This is a genomic window from Stenotrophomonas sp. TWI587, assembly GCF_039674145.1.
GTDB classification, from domain to species: Bacteria; Pseudomonadota; Gammaproteobacteria; order Xanthomonadales; family Xanthomonadaceae; genus Stenotrophomonas; species Stenotrophomonas maltophilia_AY.
In genome coordinates, this window is the sequence record NZ_JBDJMW010000006.1 from 202,900 (window position 1) to 221,102 (window position 18,203).

12 protein-coding genes are annotated in these 18,203 nt (G+C 66.6%); 7 read left to right on the forward strand and 5 right to left on the reverse strand.

Annotation, left to right across the window (positions count from 1 at the left end; translation table 11 throughout):
- Positions 1 to 438 precede the first annotated feature (438 nt).
- The gene (gene purL / locus ABE464_RS12170) at positions 439 to 4,323 is read right to left on the reverse strand and encodes a phosphoribosylformylglycinamidine synthase (protein WP_346472161.1); all 3,885 of its coding nucleotides are present in this window, start codon (positions 4,321 to 4,323) and stop codon (positions 439 to 441) included.
- A gap of 293 nt (positions 4,324 to 4,616) precedes the next feature.
- Here purL and ABE464_RS12175 point away from each other — a divergent pair, with 293 nt between their 5' ends.
- On the forward strand, positions 4,617 to 6,725 hold the full coding sequence (locus ABE464_RS12175; protein WP_346472162.1) for a glycosyl hydrolase family 18 protein: 2,109 nt from the start codon (positions 4,617 to 4,619) through the stop codon (positions 6,723 to 6,725).
- Between the two features lie 99 nt (positions 6,726 to 6,824).
- On the opposite strand, the gene ABE464_RS12180 is transcribed toward ABE464_RS12175, so the two are convergent.
- Together ABE464_RS12180 and xerD are read right to left on the reverse strand one after the other, a co-directional pair.
- A complete protein-coding gene (locus ABE464_RS12180) occupies positions 6,825 to 7,604 on the reverse strand; it encodes a thioredoxin fold domain-containing protein (protein WP_346472163.1) in 780 nt (259 codons plus the stop codon).
- Positions 7,605 to 7,709: 105 nt separating this feature from the next.
- On the reverse strand, positions 7,710 to 8,687 hold the full coding sequence (gene xerD, locus ABE464_RS12185; protein WP_346472164.1) for a site-specific tyrosine recombinase XerD: 978 nt from the start codon (positions 8,685 to 8,687) through the stop codon (positions 7,710 to 7,712).
- A gap of 70 nt (positions 8,688 to 8,757) precedes the next feature.
- Here xerD and ABE464_RS12190 point away from each other — a divergent pair, with 70 nt between their 5' ends.
- Positions 8,758 to 9,234, forward strand: a complete 477-nt coding sequence (locus ABE464_RS12190) for an RDD family protein (protein ID WP_346472165.1) — start codon at positions 8,758 to 8,760, stop codon at positions 9,232 to 9,234.
- Positions 9,235 to 9,925: 691 nt separating this feature from the next.
- Here the strand turns inward: ABE464_RS12190 and lptG are convergent.
- Positions 9,926 to 11,035 carry an LPS export ABC transporter permease LptG gene (gene lptG, locus ABE464_RS12195; protein WP_346472166.1) on the reverse strand — a complete coding sequence of 370 codons (1,110 nt, stop codon included), beginning with the start codon at positions 11,033 to 11,035 and terminating at the stop codon, positions 9,926 to 9,928.
- Entirely contained in the window at positions 11,032 to 12,111 is a 1,080-nt protein-coding gene (gene lptF, locus ABE464_RS12200) for an LPS export ABC transporter permease LptF (protein ID WP_346472167.1), read from the reverse strand. Before lptF ends, lptG begins: the two co-directional genes overlap by 4 nt.
- A 104-nt stretch (positions 12,112 to 12,215) precedes the next feature.
- On the opposite strand from lptF, the gene ABE464_RS12205 reads away from it, so the two are divergent.
- The 5 genes from ABE464_RS12205 (at position 12,216) to ABE464_RS12225 (ending at position 18,176) form a co-directional block, all read left to right on the forward strand.
- Positions 12,216 to 13,694: a leucyl aminopeptidase gene (locus tag ABE464_RS12205; RefSeq protein ID WP_346472168.1), complete on the forward strand. Its 1,479-nt coding sequence runs from the start codon at positions 12,216 to 12,218 to the stop codon at positions 13,692 to 13,694.
- A gap of 85 nt (positions 13,695 to 13,779) precedes the next feature.
- On the forward strand, positions 13,780 to 14,205 hold the full coding sequence (locus tag ABE464_RS12210; RefSeq protein WP_346472169.1) for a DNA polymerase III subunit chi: 426 nt from the start codon (positions 13,780 to 13,782) through the stop codon (positions 14,203 to 14,205).
- A gap of 45 nt (positions 14,206 to 14,250) precedes the next feature.
- A complete protein-coding gene (locus ABE464_RS12215; protein WP_346472170.1) occupies positions 14,251 to 14,439 on the forward strand; it encodes a YqaE/Pmp3 family membrane protein in 189 nt (62 codons plus the stop codon).
- 43 nt (positions 14,440 to 14,482) lie between these two features.
- Complete coding sequence (locus ABE464_RS12220; protein ID WP_346472171.1) at positions 14,483 to 17,251, forward strand: valine--tRNA ligase; 2,769 nt, start codon at positions 14,483 to 14,485, stop codon at positions 17,249 to 17,251.
- 100 nt (positions 17,252 to 17,351) lie between these two features.
- Entirely contained in the window at positions 17,352 to 18,176 is an 825-nt protein-coding gene (locus ABE464_RS12225) for a DMT family transporter (protein WP_346472172.1), read from the forward strand.
- Positions 18,177 to 18,203: the final 27 nt, after the last annotated feature.

Here is an 18,203-nt window from a genome sequence, read left to right on the forward strand (position 1 = left end):
TGATTAGGCTGGTTTTAGGCAAAGCGACGCCAACGCCGGACCGCGTGGTCCAACGTCCCCTGGGGGCGTTTTTTCGCTTGATTTACTGCGTTGTGCGCAATGGCTGGCAGATACCTACAGCGTGCACGCCATCCATGCGGTTACTGTGGAACTGAACGCTGTCGAAATGAGGATGCAGTGTTAACGTACAGTTTCAATAACGTCAAGACTTTGACGTTGATTTTCATATGACCGTGTCACGCGTCACAAAACCGCCTCGTTATTGAGCATTTTTGTTAGCTGCATGTGAGCAAACGATATAACGCATTTTCACGTTGTAACGCTGTGTAACTCATTGCTCCCGATCAGTTTGTCGGCCGTGCAAAAGAAAACCGCCGGACAAGCCGGCGGTTTCTTCACGCGATTTTCACCGCGTCGCATTCGAGCTCGTGCGCAGTATCAGCCGCACCATACTCTTGCGTTGCGGAACATCCGCAGCCACGGCGAATCGCCGTTCCAGTCGTCCGGATGCCAGCTGTGGTTGATCGCACGCGGGGTACGTTCCGGGTGCGGCATCATGATCGTGGTGCGGCCATCGGTGGTGGTCAGACCGGTGATGCCATCGGGCGAGCCGTTGGGATTCAGCGGGTACTGGCTGGCCACGTTGCCATCGCCATCGATGTAACGCAGCGACACGCGCGCGGCCGCCTGATCGACTGCATTGGCGAACACGGCCTGGCCTTCGCCATGCGCCACCGCGACCGGCAGGCGCGAGCCGGCCATGCCACGCAGCAGGATCGAGGGCGATTCCACCACTTCCAGCAACGCCGTGCGGGCCTCGAACTGCTCGCTGCGGTTGCGGCGGAACTGCGGCCAGTGCTCGGCACCGGGAATGATGTCCTTGAGCTGGCTCATCATCTGGCAGCCGTTGCACACCCCCAGCGCGAAACTGTCCTCGCGGGCGAAGAACGCCGCGAAGGCATCGCGCAGCGCGCTGCGCTCCAGCACCGAGGTGGCCCAGCCGCGGCCGGCACCGAGCACGTCGCCGTAGCTGAAGCCGCCACAGGCCACCAGGCCGGTGAAATCGGACAGCGCGACACGGCCTTCAATGAGATCGCTCATGTGCACGTCGAACGAGCTGAAGCCGGCACGTTCGAAGATGTTCGCCATTTCGATCTGGCCGTTGACGCCCTGCTCGCGCAGCACCGCCACGCGTGGGCGCGCACCGGTGTTGATGAAGGGCATCGCCACGTCTTCGTTGATATCGAAGGTCAGCTTCGGCTTCAGGCCCGGCGCGTTGAAGTTGCGCGCGATCGCACGCTCCTGGTCGGCGTTGTCCGGGTTGTCGCGCAGCTTCTGCATGGCATGGGTCACCGACCACCAGGCATCGAACAGCGCTTCCCAGCGCCACTCGACCAGGCTCTCGCCCTGCAGCGAGACACGCACCACCGGGGCGGTGGTCGGGCGTGCGATGCGCTGCGCGCATTCGGTCAGTGCATGACGTTCGACCAGATCAGCAAACGCGGCGCGGTCTTCCTTGGCGATCTGCACCACCGCACCCAGCTCTTCATTGAACAGGCTGCGGAACGGATCATCGCCCCAGGCATCCAGCGTGATGTCCAGACCAAGACGCGAGGCGAAGGCCATCTCGCACAGCGCGGCGAACGCGCCGCCATCGCTGCGGTCGTGGTAGGCCAAGAGCAGGCCGGCCTGGCGCGCATCGCGGATCAGTTCGAAGAAAGCGCGCAGACGCTGCGCATCGTCCAGATCCGGCACGGCACCGGCGAAGGCCGGCAGTGCGGAATGGTCGGCGTGCACCTGGGCCAGGATCGAGCCACCAAGACGCTGCTTGCCGGCACCCAGGCCGATCAGCCACAGCTCGCTGTCGGCATCACGGTCGAGCAGCGGGGTCAGCTGGCCGCTGGCATCGGCGACCGGCGCGAATGCCGAGATCACCAGCGACACCGGCGACACCGACTTGTGGGCCTGGCCGTTGTCCTGCCACTGCGCCTGCATGGACAGCGAGTCCTTGCCGACCGGAATGCTCAGGTCCAGCTGCGGGCACAGCTCCATGCCAACCGCACGCACCGCGTCATACAGCAGCGCGTCTTCGCCGTGATGGCCAGCTGCGGCCATCCAGTTGGCCGACAGCTTCACCGTTTCCAGCGCATCGACCGGGGCCGCGCACAGGTTGGTGATCGCCTCACCGACCGCCATGCGCGCCGACGCGGCCGCATCCAGCAGGGCCAGCGGGGTACGCTCGCCGATCGCCATCGCTTCACCGGCCACGGTATCGAAACCGGCCAGGGTGATGGCGACGTTGGCCAGCGGCAGCTGCCACGGGCCGATCATCTGTTCGCGTGCGGTCAAGCCGCCGACGCTGCGGTCGCCGATGGTGACCAGGAAGTTCTTCGAGGCTACCGAGGGATGCGCCAGGACGCGCAGACCGGCTTCGTACAGGTCCAGCCCGGCGGTCTTCAGCGCCGGCCAGCGCGGTGCCGCCGGGTGCACGGTGTCGCGGTGCATCTTCGGCGCCTTGCCGAACAGCACGTCCATCGGCAGATCGATCGGGGCATCCACCGGGGTATTGCCCACGGTGGCGCCGTACGCCACGACGAGACGCTCCTCCGCAGTCGCCACGCCAACGGCGGCGAACGGGCAACGTTCCCGCGCGCACAACGCGGCGAACTCGGCCAGGCGCGCCTGCGGCACACCGAGTACATAGCGTTCCTGCGATTCATTGCACCACAGCTGCATCGGCGACAGCGACGGGTCATCCGCCGGAACCTTGCCCAGATCGATCACACCGCCCACGCCGGAGTCATGCAGCAGCTCGGGAATCGCGTTGGACAGGCCACCCGCGCCCACGTCATGGAACCAACGGATCGGGTTGTCCAGGCCGAGCGCGACGCAGCGGTCGATCACTTCCTGGCAGCGACGCTCCATTTCCGGGTTGTCGCGCTGCACGCTGGCGAAATCGAGGTCTTCGGCACTTTCACCGGAGGCCACCGAGCTGGCGGCACCGCCGCCCAGGCCGATCAGCATTGCCGGGCCACCGAGCACGATCACCGCATCACCGGGCTGCAGGCGCAGCTTCTCGACCTGGTTCTGGTCGATCGCGCCGAGGCCACCGGCCAGCATGATCGGCTTGTCGTAGGCGCGGGTCAGGCCCTCGCCTTCGGGCAGTTCGAAGCTGCGGAAGTAGCCAAGCAGGTTCGGGCGGCCGAACTCGTTGTTGAACGCGGCGCCGCCGAGCGGGCCGTCCAGCATGATGTCCAGCGCCGGGGCCATGCGCGGGTTCAGCGCGCGCGGCGCCTCCCACGGCTGCGGCAGGGTCGGAATGCGCAGGTGCGAGACCGAGAAACCGGTCAGGCCGGCCTTGGGCTTGCCGCCGCGGCCGGTCGCGCCTTCATCGCGGATTTCACCGCCGGCACCGGTGGCCGCACCCGGGAACGGGGCGATCGCGGTCGGGTGGTTGTGCGTTTCCACCTTGATGCAGAACGCCGAATCCACCACGGCTTCGCTGCGGTACTGGCCGGTGGCCGGGTCCGGGCGATAGCGCGCGGCCGGGAAGCCAGCAACGACCGCGGCGTTGTCGCTGTAGGCGCTCAACGTGTGCTGCGGGGTCTGCTGGTGGGTGTTCTTGATCATCCGGAACAGCGAGTGCGACTGGTCGGCACCGTCGATGGTCCAGCTGGCATTGAAGATCTTGTGGCGGCAGTGCTCGGAGTTGGCCTGCGCGAACATCATCAGTTCCACGTCCGACGGCTTGCGGCCCAGTTCGCCGAAGCGCTGGCGCAGGTAGTCGATCTCGTCCTGGGCCATGGCCAGGCCGAGGCGGCTGTTGGCCGCTTCCAGATCATCCAGGGCGATGCGTTCCAGCTCGCCGCGCGCCGGGGCGCTGAACAGCGACTGCGCCTGGGTGGTCTCGGCCAGCACGGATTGAGTCATCGGGTCGTGCAGCGCGCGGATCACCGCTTCCTGCGCGGCGGCATCGGCCGGCCAGCCGACCAGGTCGATGCGCAGGCCGCGTTCCACGCGACGAATCGGCTGCCCGGCACCGCGGACCAGCTCCGTTGCCTTGCTCGACCACGGCGACAGGGTGCCCAACCGCGGCACCACGAAGCGCGATACCGCCCCGTCCTCACGCCCGGCCAGCGTCGGCTGAGCTTCCAGGATCCGGCTCAGGATCGCCGGTTCCGGGGCCGCATCGCCCTCGGTCTGGATGAAATAGACGTGCCAGGCACCGGTGATGCGCAGATCGGCGGCCAGGGACTGCAGGCGGGATTCAAGACGTTCGCGGCGGAACGGCGAAAGGGCGGATGCGCCCTCGAGGACCATCATGTCCGGGGAACCGTGGTTGGGAACGGGGCCCACTATTGTACCCAAGTCCGCCGCCGCGGCCCGACCGCCGGGTTCGGCCTGCCCGGGCCGGGGCCAATCCTGTTCACACCCGAACCATGCACTGGTTCACGGATTGCACCCGGATTACATGACAACGTTATCACCACCTGGCCCAGCGCCAGGTGCTGTCCGTCCCCCATGTCGTTGCCGGCCTCTCTCACCGGCGCCCGGACCTGCTGCACGCATGCCGCCATCCCGGCGGCATGCGCACACCACCTGATCGGAGACCGACCATGCCAGACCCGATTGCGCGCCGTGCAGTGACATCGTTTACCTCCCCTGCCCCCACCCTGCGCCGACGGCGCTGGCTGCTGGCGCTGGCCTTGGCCGCTGCGGCCGCCATGCCCACCCTCGTGCAGGCCGCGAACTGTACCGGGGTGCCCGAATGGAACGGGGCCGCCATCTACCTGGCTGGCCAGACCCTGCAGAAAGGCGGCGTGCTGTACCGCGCCAACCAGGACATCTGGAACGCCCCGCCCGACCACCCGGCCGGTGCGCCCTACTACACCAACCTCGGTGCCTGCGATGGCAGCGGCAGCAACCAGCCGCCCAGCGTCGCGCTGACCTCGCCCGCCGCCGGGGCCAGCTTCACTGCCGGCAGCAGCATCACGGTCAGCGCCACTGCCAGCGATACCGACGGCACCATCAGCAAGGTCGAGTTCTTCCGCGGTGGCACCTCGCTGGGCATCGACACCAGCGCGCCCTACAGCGTGGTCTGGAGCAATGCCGCGGCCGGCAGCCACACCTTCAAGGCGGTCGCCACTGACAACAACAACGCCGTGACCTCCTCGGCCACGGTCAATGTGACCGTCACTGCGGCCAGCAACGACATCACGCCCCCCAGCGTCCCGGGCGGGCTGGCGTCCCCCTCCAGGACCGCGACGACGGTGAACCTGGCCTGGAACGCCGCCACCGACAACAGCGGTGGCAGCGGCGTGGCCGGCTACGACGTGTACCGCAACGGCAGCCTCGTCGGCTCGCCCAGTGCCACCCAGTACACCGATGGCGGCCTTGCCGCGAGCACGGCCTATACCTACACGGTGCGAGCACGCGACAACGCCGGCAATGCCTCGGCGCAGAGCGGCTCGATCAGCGTGACCACAGCCGCCGGTGGCGGTGGGGGCGGCAACAAACGCGTGATCGGCTACTTCACCCAGTGGGGCATCTATGGCCGCAACTACCAGGTCAAGAACATCGACACGAGTGGTTCGGCAGCGAAGCTGACCCATATCAACTACGCCTTCGGCAATGTCCGGAACAACCGCTGCGAAGTCGGCGTGACCCAGACCTCCGACCCGAACACCGGCGTGGGCGGCGATGCGTACGCCGATTACGGCAAGTCCTTCGCTGCCGGTGCCAGCGTGAGCGGGACCGCCGATACCTGGGACCAGCCGCTGCGTGGCAACTGGAACCAGCTCAAGCAGCTCAAAGCCAAGCACCCGAACATCAAGGTGCTGATCTCGCTCGGCGGCTGGACCTGGTCGCGCGGGTTCTCCAGCGCGGCGCAGCCGGCCAACCGGCAGGCGTTCGTGGCCTCGTGCATTGATGCCTACATCAAGGGCAACCTGCCGGTGGCCGATGGTGCGGGCGGCGCGGGTGCGGCGCTCGGCGTGTTCGATGGCATCGACATCGACTGGGAGTACCCGGTGGCCTGCGGGCTGAGCTGCGGTACGCCGGCCGACAATGCCAACTTCACTGCATTGCTGGCCGAGTTCCGCCGCCAGCTGGATGCGGTGCGCCCGGGTCTGTTGCTGACGGTCGCGGTGGGCGCAGGCGTGGATAAGATCCGCGTGACCGATCCGGCCAGCTACCACCCGTACCTGGATTTCATCAACGTGATGACCTACGACTTCCACGGCGCGTGGGATCCGCAGACCAACCACCACTCGGCGCTGTTCGATTCACCGGCCGATCCTTCCACCGGCGACCAGAAGTTCTACAACAGCAACGATGCGATGGAGGCCTTCCTCAGCCGTGGGGTGCCGGCCAGCAAGTTGAACCTGGGCATCGGTTACTACGGGCGGGGCTGGACCGGCGTGGCCAGCGGCAACAACGGGCTCTACAAGAGCGCCAGCGGCGCCGCACCGGGCACGTATGAAGCCGGCATCGAAGACTGGAAGGTGCTGAAGAACCTCAACTGGCCGGTCTACACCGACAACGTCGCCAAGGCCACGTGGATCTCCAACGGCACCACTTTCTGGAGTCTGGACACGCCGGCCATGGTCACCGAGAAGATGGGCTATGTGAAAACACAGGGCCTGGGCGGTGCATTCTTCTGGGAGTTCAGCGGGGATGACGCGCAGGGCACCCTGACCAAGGCGATCAGTGATGGCTTGGAGTAAGCCCGCCTGGCACGGGGCGCTGCCCCGCTGATCCCGCAGGGGACATGCCCCGTTGATCGCAACAACGAGACGCCCCGGCCTGGCCGGGGCGTTCTGTTTTCAGCGGCTGCCGCCTGCCGAGACGCGCTCCAGCGCGGCCTTGAGCTGCGCCGGCGGCAGGTAGCCGCCGAGCTGGGTGCCGTCGGCGGCGAAGATCGCCGGGGTGCCGTTGACGCCCATCTGCTGGCCGAGCTTGTATTGCATCGCCACCGGGTTGGTGCAGTTCTTCGGGGTGACGGCCTTGCCGGTCTTGGCAGCGGTCAGGGCCTGCTTGCGGTCGGCGGCGCACCAGACCGAGATCATGTCGGTGTAGTCCTGGCTGCCCAGGCCCATGCGCGGAAATGCCAGGTATTCCACCGTGATGCCGTTGCGGTTGAGCTCTGCGATGTCCTGGTGCAGCTTGCGGCAGTAACCGCACTCGATATCGGTGAAGACGCTGACGGTGTACTTGGCATTGGGCGCGGCAAACACGATGCGCTCGTTGTGCGGCACGCCATCGAGCAGCTTGCGGCGGTAGCTGAGCAGGCCCTGGCTGCTGACCGGCGCCTTGTTCTGGATATCGTACGGCTGGGACTGCATCAGGTAGCGACCGTCGTCGGACACGTACAGCACCTGGCCACCCACCAACACCTCGCGGAAACCGGGGAACGGCGCCGCGCCGATGAAGTCGGGCTTGAAGTTGGGGTCCAGCTGCTGGAGCGCGGTGCGCACGCGCTGATCGGCATCGCCGGTAGCGGCCGGCGCCGCGGCAGTGGATTTCGCCGCCGGGGCGGACGGTTGCTGCGCGCAGGCAGTCAGGCTGAGCGCGCCGAAGAGCGCCGCAATGGCAACACGGAGCATCGAGCATTCCGGTGTGAGGAGTCAGGCTGGATTCTCGCACAGCTGCCTGCTCACACAGCTGGACCGCAGTGGAACGGTGACGCGCGGCCGGGTTTGGCCCCCGCCTCAGCCGCGCGGGTGGTGCTTGGCGTGCAGCTTCTGCAGGTGCTCGCGGGCCACCAGCGTGTAGATCTGGGTAGTGGACAGTGAGCTGTGGCCGAGCAGCATCTGCAGGGCGCGCAGATCGGCGCCCCGGTTGAGCAGGTGGGTGGCGAAGCTGTGGCGCAGGCCGTGGGGGCTGATCCGGGCGGGATCGATCCCGGCCAGCACGGCATACTTCTTCACCAGCCCCCAGAACTGCTGGCGGCTCAAGGGATGCAGCGAAGGCTCCAGGAACATCGGCACGGCACCGTCCTGCGGGGTGGGCACGTTGCGTTTGCCGGTGAGCTGCGGGCGCGATTCAGCCAGATAGCGTTCGAGCCAATGCTGCGACTCTTCGCCGAGCGGAACCAGCCGTTCCTTGCTGCCCTTGCCAGTGACCCGCAGGACGCCCTGGCGCAGATTGACGGCATTGGCCGGCAGATTGACCAGTTCGCTGACGCGCAGGCCCGCCGCATACATCAGCTCCAACATGGCGCGGTCGCGCAGCCCGAGCGGCGTCTCGATGTCGGGACTGGCCAACAGCGCATCGATCTGGCTTTCGGCCAGCGCCTTGGGCAGCAGGCGGGGCAACTTGGGCGGATCGAGCAGCGCACTGGGGTCATCACTGCGCTCGCCACGGCGGACAGCATCGGCAAAGAACGCCCGCAGCGCGGAGAGCAGCCGGGCGTTGCTGCGCGGCGACCAGCCATGGCGCGAGCGCCAGGCCAGGTAGTCGAACAGCCCGGCGCGATCGAGACCGGCCAGCCCCCCGGCGGCGCCGTCACGCCAGCGCGCGAGACCTTCCAGATCGCGCCGGTAACTGTCCAGACTGGCACGCGCCAGGCCGTGTTCGGCCCAGGCCGTGTCGAGGAAGCGCTGGATGCGGACATTGTCGTCGTCGCGCAGCGCCGGCAGGTGTTGGATGAGCTGGCGGCGCAGTGCGGGGGTGGTGGCATCGGACATGCGCACAGCATACGGAGCAGCGGGTACATGGGCCATCGAACGCGGACGGCGGGCCGGGTATGCTCCGGACATGACCGATACCGCCCTGTCGTCCCCTGCTGCTGATCGCCCTGCATCGTTGCTGCTGTGGCGGCTGCTGTCGTTGTTATACGACTTCTTCCCCGCGCTGGCGCTGTGGATGCTGCTGGGGGCGGTGTTCGTGGCGATCTATACGGTGAGCGGTCACGCAGAGCGGGAGAACATCGCCCCGTTCAGTGCGTGGCAGTGGGCGTTGTGGGCGTGCTGCTGGGTGGTGACGGGGCTGTACGCAACGATGAGTTGGCGCCGCGGGGGCCAGACGCTGGGGATGCGGCCGTGGCGGTTGCGGGTGGTATCGCTGGACGGCACGCTGCCGACGCGCAGGCAGTTGTGGCGGCGGTATGCGGTGGGGACGCTGTCGGTGTTGGCGGCCGGCCTGGGGTTCTGGTGGGCACTGGTGGATCGGCAGCGGTTGACCTGGCATGACCGCGCCAGCGGGACGCGGGTTGTTCGGCTGCCGAAGCGCTGACGCTCTACAGCTCTGACGCTCTGACGCTCTGACGCTCTGACGCCTTACAGAACAACGCGAAAAGCAGCGTTTCCACTCTCTCTGCGTTTGCGGAGAGGCGCAACCCATTTCTGGGCCCGCCGCAAGTACGTCCCTGTAGGCTCGAAGTGCGCCATCCATGGCGCACTACGGCCCTGAAATGGGCTGCGCCTCTCCGCATTGACAGATTGCGAAATGCGGTTGGTCAAAGCGGATTTGCTGCGCAGCGGATGTTTCGCTTCGAGCACCGATTCTCACGCACGACACGGCTTAACGAGCGCAACCTTGATAGCGACGTTCAACCTTCGCTCAATTGATCAAGCCTTCGTCGATAAATTGCTCAGTCGCTCAGTCGCTCAGTCGCTCAGTCGCCAAGATTGAACGCGAACAGCGGCACTGCGCCAATCCACCAGACCGCGAAGACCCGCACCATGCCGGCATGCTCTTGCTCTCCCTACCCCAACCAGCACACGGTCGGAGGCGCGGCGGGATTGCCAAGCCGGGACCGTGTGCTGCCATGGATGGCAGCACACGAGCCTACATGGACGTACTTGCGGCGGGTCCCGGAATGGCGAGCCCGTCGCGCCTGGCTCGAGAGCACATGGAGGCCGCTTCGGCTTCGGCTTTTGACTTCGGCGTTTGACGTCTGGCGTCTAGCGTTCGAGCAGAGCAATCAGCCCGACTTACGTCGGAACAACAACCCCGAGACCACCATCATCACGATCGGCGGCAGCGCATACGCAATCCGGTAATCGAACTTCAACGCACCGGCCATACGACCGAAGAACAACTGCAACAACCAGAAGCCCAACGCAAACAGAATGCCCAGGAACAACCGCTTGCCCATCCCGCCACTGCGCAACGAACCGAACGCGAACGGCACCGCCGCCAGACACAGCGCCAGCACATTCAGCGGATAGAACCACCGGCTCCAGTACACATCCTCGTAATCGCGCGAATCCAGACCGTTACGCTTCCGATACTCGATACTCGTCCGCAGATCCGACGCCTTCAGATTGCGCGGCTTGGAAATGCCACTGGCCAACGCCGCCGCATCCAGACGCGACGCCCACGGCTCGGATTCCACAGTCTCGCGCGTCGCCGAACGCTCACCGAACGTATCGCGACGGACCTTGTTCAACACCCAGCCGTTCTTTCCATGCTCGGCGGTGGCAGCGTAGGTCAGCGACGCCAAGCGACCATCGTCGGCGATCTTGTACAGACGCACGTCGTGCAGGACCAGGCGCGTGCCGCCAGCGGCCTCCAACTGCTCGTCGCCGCTGAGCGCATTGAGGAACGTATCGCCTTCGCGTGCCCACACCCCCGAATACCGGGCCGTGCTCAAGCTGTTGCCCCACTTGGCACTGGCCTTGATCTCGTCCGCCTTGCTCTGCCCCCAGGGGCCGAGCGTTTCACCACTGAACACCATCACCGCGGTCATCAGCGACAGCGCGATCGCCACCGAGGCGCTCAGCCGCTTGCGCGACAGGCCCAGCGCGCGCAGCGCGGTCAGTTCGGAGGTGGCGGCCAACTGGCCCAGACCCATCAGCGCGCCGATCACGGCGGCGGTCGGGAAGAAGGTGTAGGCGCGGCGGGGCACGGTATAGAGCACCCAGGCGGCGGCATGGCCGAGGGTGTAGCTGCCCTTGCCGACGTCCTTGAACTCGCCGGAGAAGGCCATCACCACGTCCAGCCCGACCAGGACGGCCCAGGTCAGCAGGACAGTGCCGAACACGGCACGGCCCAGGTACAGATCAAACCGCATGGGGCGGAACAGGGTCATGCGGTCCTCCGGGGACGCGACAGTTTGCCGTCGCGGAAATACATCCACAGCGCGAGCGCCAGCAGTGGCAGGGTCAGCCACCACAGGCCGGCCGCGCCGGGCAGCTTGCCATCGGCGATCCAGCGGGTGCCGATGAACATCAGGTTCATGCCCACCATGTAGGCCAGGAAGGCCAGCATCATCCGGCCGTAGCGCTGCTGGCGCGGCGAGCTGCGGGCCAGCGGCAGGGTCATCAGGGCGAAGGCCAGCGCGATCAGCGGCGGTGCGATGCGCGAGTGCAGCTGGGCCTGGGCCTCCGGGCGCTCGTCGCCGAACAACTGCGTGGTCGGCAGCAGCTCGGGATCGTCGTCCTTGCGGGTCTCGGCACCGTCGGGCATGGCCACGTCGTTGCGGGCGAAGGTCATCAGCTTGTAGTCCAGCGCGCCATTCGCCGGGCCCTGTACCTGATGACCCTCGTCAAGCTCCAGGTAGCGCTGCTTGGCCCCTTCGAAGTACATCCGGCCACGATCGGCGGAGATCACCTCGATGGTGTCCTCCTTCTGGCGCTGCATGAAGACCTTGCCCAGCTGGGTGCCGTCGGGGGAGACCGAGGACAGGTAGACCACGCCGCCATTGGGCAGGGAGGTGAACTTGCCTGCCTCCAGGCCGGCCATGACCACGCTGCGGTTGGCCTCGTCGATCATTTTCTCACCGGTCCGGTCGGCCCAGGGGCCCAACCACAGCGAGCACAGGGCGATCAGGCCGACCACCGGCACCACCAGCATCAGCAGGGGGCGCAGCAGGCGCTTGGGACCAACGCCGATGGCGGTGATGACCGCCATTTCCGAATCCCGGTAGAGCCGGGCCGTGGCCAGCAGCAGGCCCAGCATCAGCGCCAGCGGCAGGATCAGCGGCATATAGACGATGAACTGCAGGCCCAGCTGGGAGAACAGCAGGCGGGCGGGCAGGCGGCCGTCGGCGATGTTGCCGAGGATGTCCACCAGGACACCGCCGACGCTCACCACCAGCAACACGATGAGGGTGGCCAGGAAACTCTGGACGAAATCACGCAGGAGATAGCGATCGAGCTTCGACATGGGGCGGTGGTTTAAACTCTCGGATTCGTTCGCGATGCTGCCCAGTCTACTGACGGGACGTAAACAGCTCGCGATTGTACGGATTTGCCAACGGAATCTGATCAATGGCCCTGGAATTCACCCTGAACCACGCAGCGCCGGCCTCGGCCGAGTGCGATTGCGTCATCGTCGGCGCCTATGCCGACCAGACCCTGAGCCCGGCGGCACAGGCCCTGGACACCGCGTCCGGTGGCCGCCTGTCGGCCCTGATTGCCCGCGGCGACGTGGGCGGCAAGACCGGCAACACGACCCTGCTGCACGATCTGCCCGGCGTCACCGCCGCACGCGTGCTGGTGGTCGGGCTGGGCGAGCCGGCCAAGTTCGGCGTGCCGCAGTACCTCAAGGCGGTCGGCGATGCCAGCCGCGCCCTGAAGAGCGGGGTCAACCACCATGCGTTGTTCACCCTGACCGAGATCGAGGTCAAGGGCCGCGATGCCGCCTGGAACATCCGCCAGGCCATCATCACCGCCGACCACGCCGCCTACCGCTACAGCGCCACGCTGGGCAAGAAGAAGGCCGACGAGCCGGGCCTGACCACGCTGGCCATCGCCGGTACCGACACCCAGGCACTTGCACAGGGCCAGGCCATCGCCGCCGGCGTGCAGCATGCCCGCGAGCTGGGCAACCTGCCGCCGAATGTCTGCACCCCGGCCTACCTGGCCGAGTCGTCCGTCGCGTTCGCGAAGGCGCATGAAGGCGCCGAAGCGGAGGTGCTGGACGAGCACCAGATGGAAGCGCTGGGCATGGGGTCGCTGCTGGCCGTGGCCCGTGGTTCGGCCAATCGCCCGCACCTGGTCGTGCTGAAGTGGAACAACGGCGGCGACGCCAAGCCCTACGTGCTGGTCGGCAAGGGCATCACTTTCGATACCGGTGGCGTCAACCTGAAGACCCAGGGTGGCATCGAAGAGATGAAGTACGACATGTGCGGTGGCGCCAACGTCATCGGCACCTTCGTCGCGGCCGTGACGGCCAAGCTGCCGCTGAACCTGGTGGTGGTGGTGCCGGCGGTCGAGAACGCCATCGACGGCAACGCCTACCGCCCGTCGGACGTGATCACCTCGATGTCGGGCAAGACCATCGAAGTGGGCAACACCGACGCCGAAGGCCGCCTGATCCTGTGCGACGCCCTGACCTACGCGCAGCGCTTCGAGCCGGCCGCGCTGATCGACGTGGCCACCCTGACCGGTGCCTGCCTGGTCGCCCTGGGCCACCAGACCGCCGGCCTGATGACCAAGCACGACGATCTGGCGAACGAACTGCTGGCCGCCGGTGAGCACGTGTTCGACCGTGCCTGGCGCCTGCCGCTGTGGGACGAGTACCAGCCGATGCTGGATTCCAGCTTCGCCGACATCTACAACATCGGCGGCCGCTGGGCCGGTGCGATCACCGCCGGCTGCTTCCTGTCGCGCTTTGCCGAAGGCCAGCGCTGGGCCCATCTGGACATCGCCGGCGTGGCCAGCGACGAAGGCAAGCGCGGCATGGCCACCGGCCGCCCGGTCGGCCTGCTGAGCCAGTGGCTGCTGGACCAGGTCGCCCGCGCCTGATGCCCTGCCCGATCGCGGCCGCCCCACGGTGGCCGCGGTCCCGCCCGGCCTGGCGCCGGGTTCTCCCTCCGCTCCAGGCCCTGCCATGTCCCGTGCTGATTTCTACCTGATCGCCAAGCCCCGCTTCCTGACCGAGCCGTTGCGCCTGGTCTGCGAGCTGGCCCGCAAGGCCAACGACGCCGGGCTGTTCACCCTGGTGCTGGCGCGCGACCAGGCCCAGGCCGAAGAGCTGGACGAGCTGCTGTGGGCGTTCGACAGCGATGCCTACATCCCGCACCAGATCGCCGGCGAAGACATGGACGAGGAAGAGGCGCTGGTGCTGATCGCCGTTCCCGGCACCGAGGCGCCGGCCCGGCCCTTGGTGATCAACCTGCGCGACGATCCCTACCTGGCCGCCTGCGACCGCGTGCTGGAAGTGGTGCCGGCCGACCCGGAAGCGCGCGAACCGCTGCGCGAGCGCTGGCGCCAGTACAAGGCGCTGGGCTTTGACCTGAACAAGTACGACATGTAACCCGCGCGGCGCCCGTCCGGACGCCGCCGCCCCCGGAGACCCTTGATGCGCCTGTTGATCGCCCTGATCTTTCCCTGGTTCGCCTTCTTCACCATCGGCCGCCCGATCGCAGGCATCCTCTGCCTGATCCTGCAGATCACGCTGATTGGCTGGCTGCCCGCCGCGATCTGGGCCGCCTACGCGGTCTCGCAGTTCTATACCGACCAGAAGATCCGTCGCGCCTTCGGGCGCTGAGCTTCCGGCACCCCCACCTTCCGTATTTGATCCTGGTTCCCGCATGACCCAACTCGCCTCCAGCTACGACCCGAAAACCTTTGAAACCGCGCTGTACGACGCGTGGGAGAAGGCCGGCCATTTCAAGCCGTCCGGCAAGGGCGAGCCGTACACCATCCTGCTGCCGCCGCCGAACGTGACCGGCACGCTGCACATGGGCCACGCCTTCCAGCAGACCCTGATGGATGCACTGGTGCGTTACCACCGCATGCGCGGCTACGACACGTTGTGGCAGGTCGGCACCGACCACGCCGGCATCGCCACCGAGATGGTGGTGTCGCGCAACCTGGCGCTGGCCGGCAATGGCGAGACCCGCGATTCGCTGGGCCGCGACGGCTTCATCGAGAAGGTGTGGGAGTGGAAGGGGCAGTCCGGTGACACCATCGAGCGCCAGATGCGCCGCCTGGGCACGTCCAGCGACTGGTCGCGCAGCACCTTCACCATGGACCCGCAGCCGTCCGAAGCGGTGGTCGAGGCGTTCGTGCGCTGGCACGAGCAGGGCCTGATCTACCGTGGCCAGCGCCTGGTCAACTGGGACCCGGTGCTGAAGACGGCCATCTCCGATCTGGAAGTGGAAAGCGTGGAGGAAGACGGCTTCCTGTGGTCGATCAGCTACCCGCTGGCCGATGGCAGCGGCACCCTGACCGTGGCCACCACCCGCCCGGAAACCATGCTGGGCGATACCGCCGTGATGGTGCACCCGGACGATGAGCGCTATGCGCATCTGATCGGCAAAATGGTGAAGCTGCCGCTGACCGACCGCGAGATTCCGGTGATCGCTGACGATTACGTGGACCGCGAGTTCGGTACCGGTGTGGTCAAGGTCACCCCCGCGCACGATTTCAACGATTACCAGGTCGGCCTGCGCCACAGCCTGCCGATGATCAACCTGTTCACCCCGGAAGCGGCGATCAACGACAACGCCCCGGAGAAGTACCGCGGGCTGGACCGTTACGAAGCGCGCAAGGTGATCCTGGCCGAGCTGGAAGACCTGGGCATCCTGGTCGAGACCAAGGCACATAAGCTGCAGGTGCCGCGTGGCGATCGCACCCAGCAGGTGATCGAGCCGTACCTGACCGACCAGTGGTTCGTGAAGATGGACGTGCTGGCCAAGCGCGGCCTGGAGCTGGTCGAGAACGGCGCGATCCAGTTCGTCCCGGCCAACTGGATCAACACCTACCGCCACTGGATGGAGAACATCCAGGATTGGTGCATCAGCCGCCAACTGTGGTGGGGCCACCGCATTCCGGCGTGGTTCGACGACGCGGGCAACTGCTATGTCGGCCGCGACGAAGCCGAAGCGCGCGCGAAGAACAACCTCGCTGCCGACCTTGCCCTGCACCAGGACAGTGACGTGCTGGAAACCTGGTTCTCGTCGCAGCTGTGGCCGTTCTCCACCCTGGGCTGGCCGAACGAGCAGGCGATGGACGCACGCGGTTTCGAGCGCTATCTGCCGTCGTCGGTGCTGATCACCGGGTTCGACATCATCTTCTTCTGGGTGGCCCGCATGATCATGGCCACCGACAGCTTCACCGGGAAGATTCCGTTCAAGGACGTCTACATCACCGGCCTGATCCGCGATGCACAGGGCCAGAAGATGTCCAAGTCCAAAGGCAACGTGCTGGATCCGCTGGACATCATCGACGGCATCTCCATCGAGGACCTGGTGGCCAAGCGCACCACCGGCCTGATGAAGCCCAAGGACGCGCCGAAGATCGAGAAGGCGACGCGCCGCGAATTCCCCGAGGGCATCATCGCCCACGGTGCCGATGCGCTGCGCTTCACCATCGCCGCGCTGGCCACCCACGGCCGCGATATCAAGTTCGACATGAACCGCGCCGAGGGCTACAAGAACTTCTGCAACAAGCTGTGGAACGCCAGCCGCTTCACCCTGATGAACACTGAGGGCAGCAGCTTCACCGGCGTGCCGCAGCCGCGCACCGATGCCGAGCGCTGGATTCTCGCGCGCCTGGCCGCGGTCTCGGCTGAAGCGCAGACGCATTACGCCAACTACCGCTTCGATCTGCTGGCGCAGTGCCTGTACGAATTTGCCTGGAACGAGTTCTGCGACTGGTTCCTGGAACTGACCAAGCCGGCCCTCAACGGTGCCGACGCCGATGACGCCAACAGCACCCGCCACACCCTGCTGTACGTGCTCGAAGCGCTGCTGCGCCTGCTGCACCCGCTGACCCCGTTCGTCACCGAGCAGCTGTGGAGTCAGGTCGCCCCGCGCCTGGGCCTCACCGACGACACCATCTCGCTGCGTCCCTACCCGACCGCCGAGGAATTCGCGGGTGATTTCGCCCGCGCCGAAGCCGACGTGGAATGGCTGAAGTCGATGGTCAACGCGCTGCGCCGCGTGCGCAGCGAGTTGAACGTGCCGCCGTCCAAGCTGGTGCCGCTGCTGCTGCAGGGTGGCAACGACGATGATCGTGCGCGCATGACCCGCTTCACCTCCTCGCTGTCGTTCCTGCTCAAGCTGGAGCGCATCGAGTGGCTGGCCAACGGCAGTGACACGCCGCCGGCGGCGGCCGCGATCGTGGGCGATCTCACCCTGCTGGTGCCGCTGGAGGGCCTGGTCGATCTGGGTGCCGAACGCGCGCGCCTGGACAAGGAAATCGCCCGGGTGGAATCGGAGAAGGAAAAGAGCGAGACCAAGCTGGCCAAGTTCACCGACAAGGTGCCGGCGGCGGTGGTGGAGCAGGAGCGCGTGCGCCTGGTCGAATGGACCGCCCAGCTGGATGGCCTGCGTTCGCAGCGCGCGAAGCTGTAAGCGCATGGGCGGCCGACCTGTCGGTCGGTCGCCTTTCAAAATGCCCGCGCATCTGCGGCATGATGCGGGCTCGTCCACGGAATGAATGATCGCCTGCACGATGTCGCTGTCCCTCTTCTGCATCGTGCTGTTCGCCGCCCTGCTGCATGCCAGCTGGAATGCGATCGTCAAACGCGGCACCGACACCCTGCTGACCACGATCCTGGTCACCGGGTCGGCTGCCCTGATCGCGGCGATCGCGCTGCCGTTCGTACCGGCCCCCGCGCCACAGAGCTGGCCATGGCTGGCCACCTCGACCCTGCTCCAGACCGGGTACTACGTCCTCGTCGCGCGCACCTACCAGCTGACCGACATGAGCGCGTCCTACCCGCTGATGCGCGGCTGCGCGCCGATCCTGGTCGCGCTGGTCAGCACGCTGTTCCTTGGCGAGCACCTGGCGTGGATCGCCTGGAGCGGTATCGCGCTGATCTGCCTGGGCATCCTGTGCATGACCCGCGGCACCTCGCGCCAGCATCTATGGCTGCCGCTGCTCAACGCCGGTGTCATCGCCACCTACACACTGGTGGATGGCTGGGGCGCGCGTCATTCGGGCGCTGCGGTCAGCTACACGCTGTGGCTGTTCCTGCTCTCCGGCCTGCCCCTGCCGCTGTGGGCGTTGTACACCCGCGCGGGCGCGCTGCGCGACTATGCGCGCCGCAACTGGGGCTACGGCATCGTCGGTGGCGTCGGCACGCTGGTCTCATACGGGCTTGCCCTGTGGGCCATGACGGTCGCACCGATCGCGATGATCTCCGCCCTGCGCGAAACCTCGATCCTGTTCGGCATCCTGATCTCGGCCTGGGTACTGCGTGAACGCGTTACCGGCCAGCGCTGGATCGCTGCAGGCCTGATCGTGCTGGGCGCGGTGGTGCTTCGGCTGGCGTAGCGCCAGCCCATGAGTGGCTGCACGCCA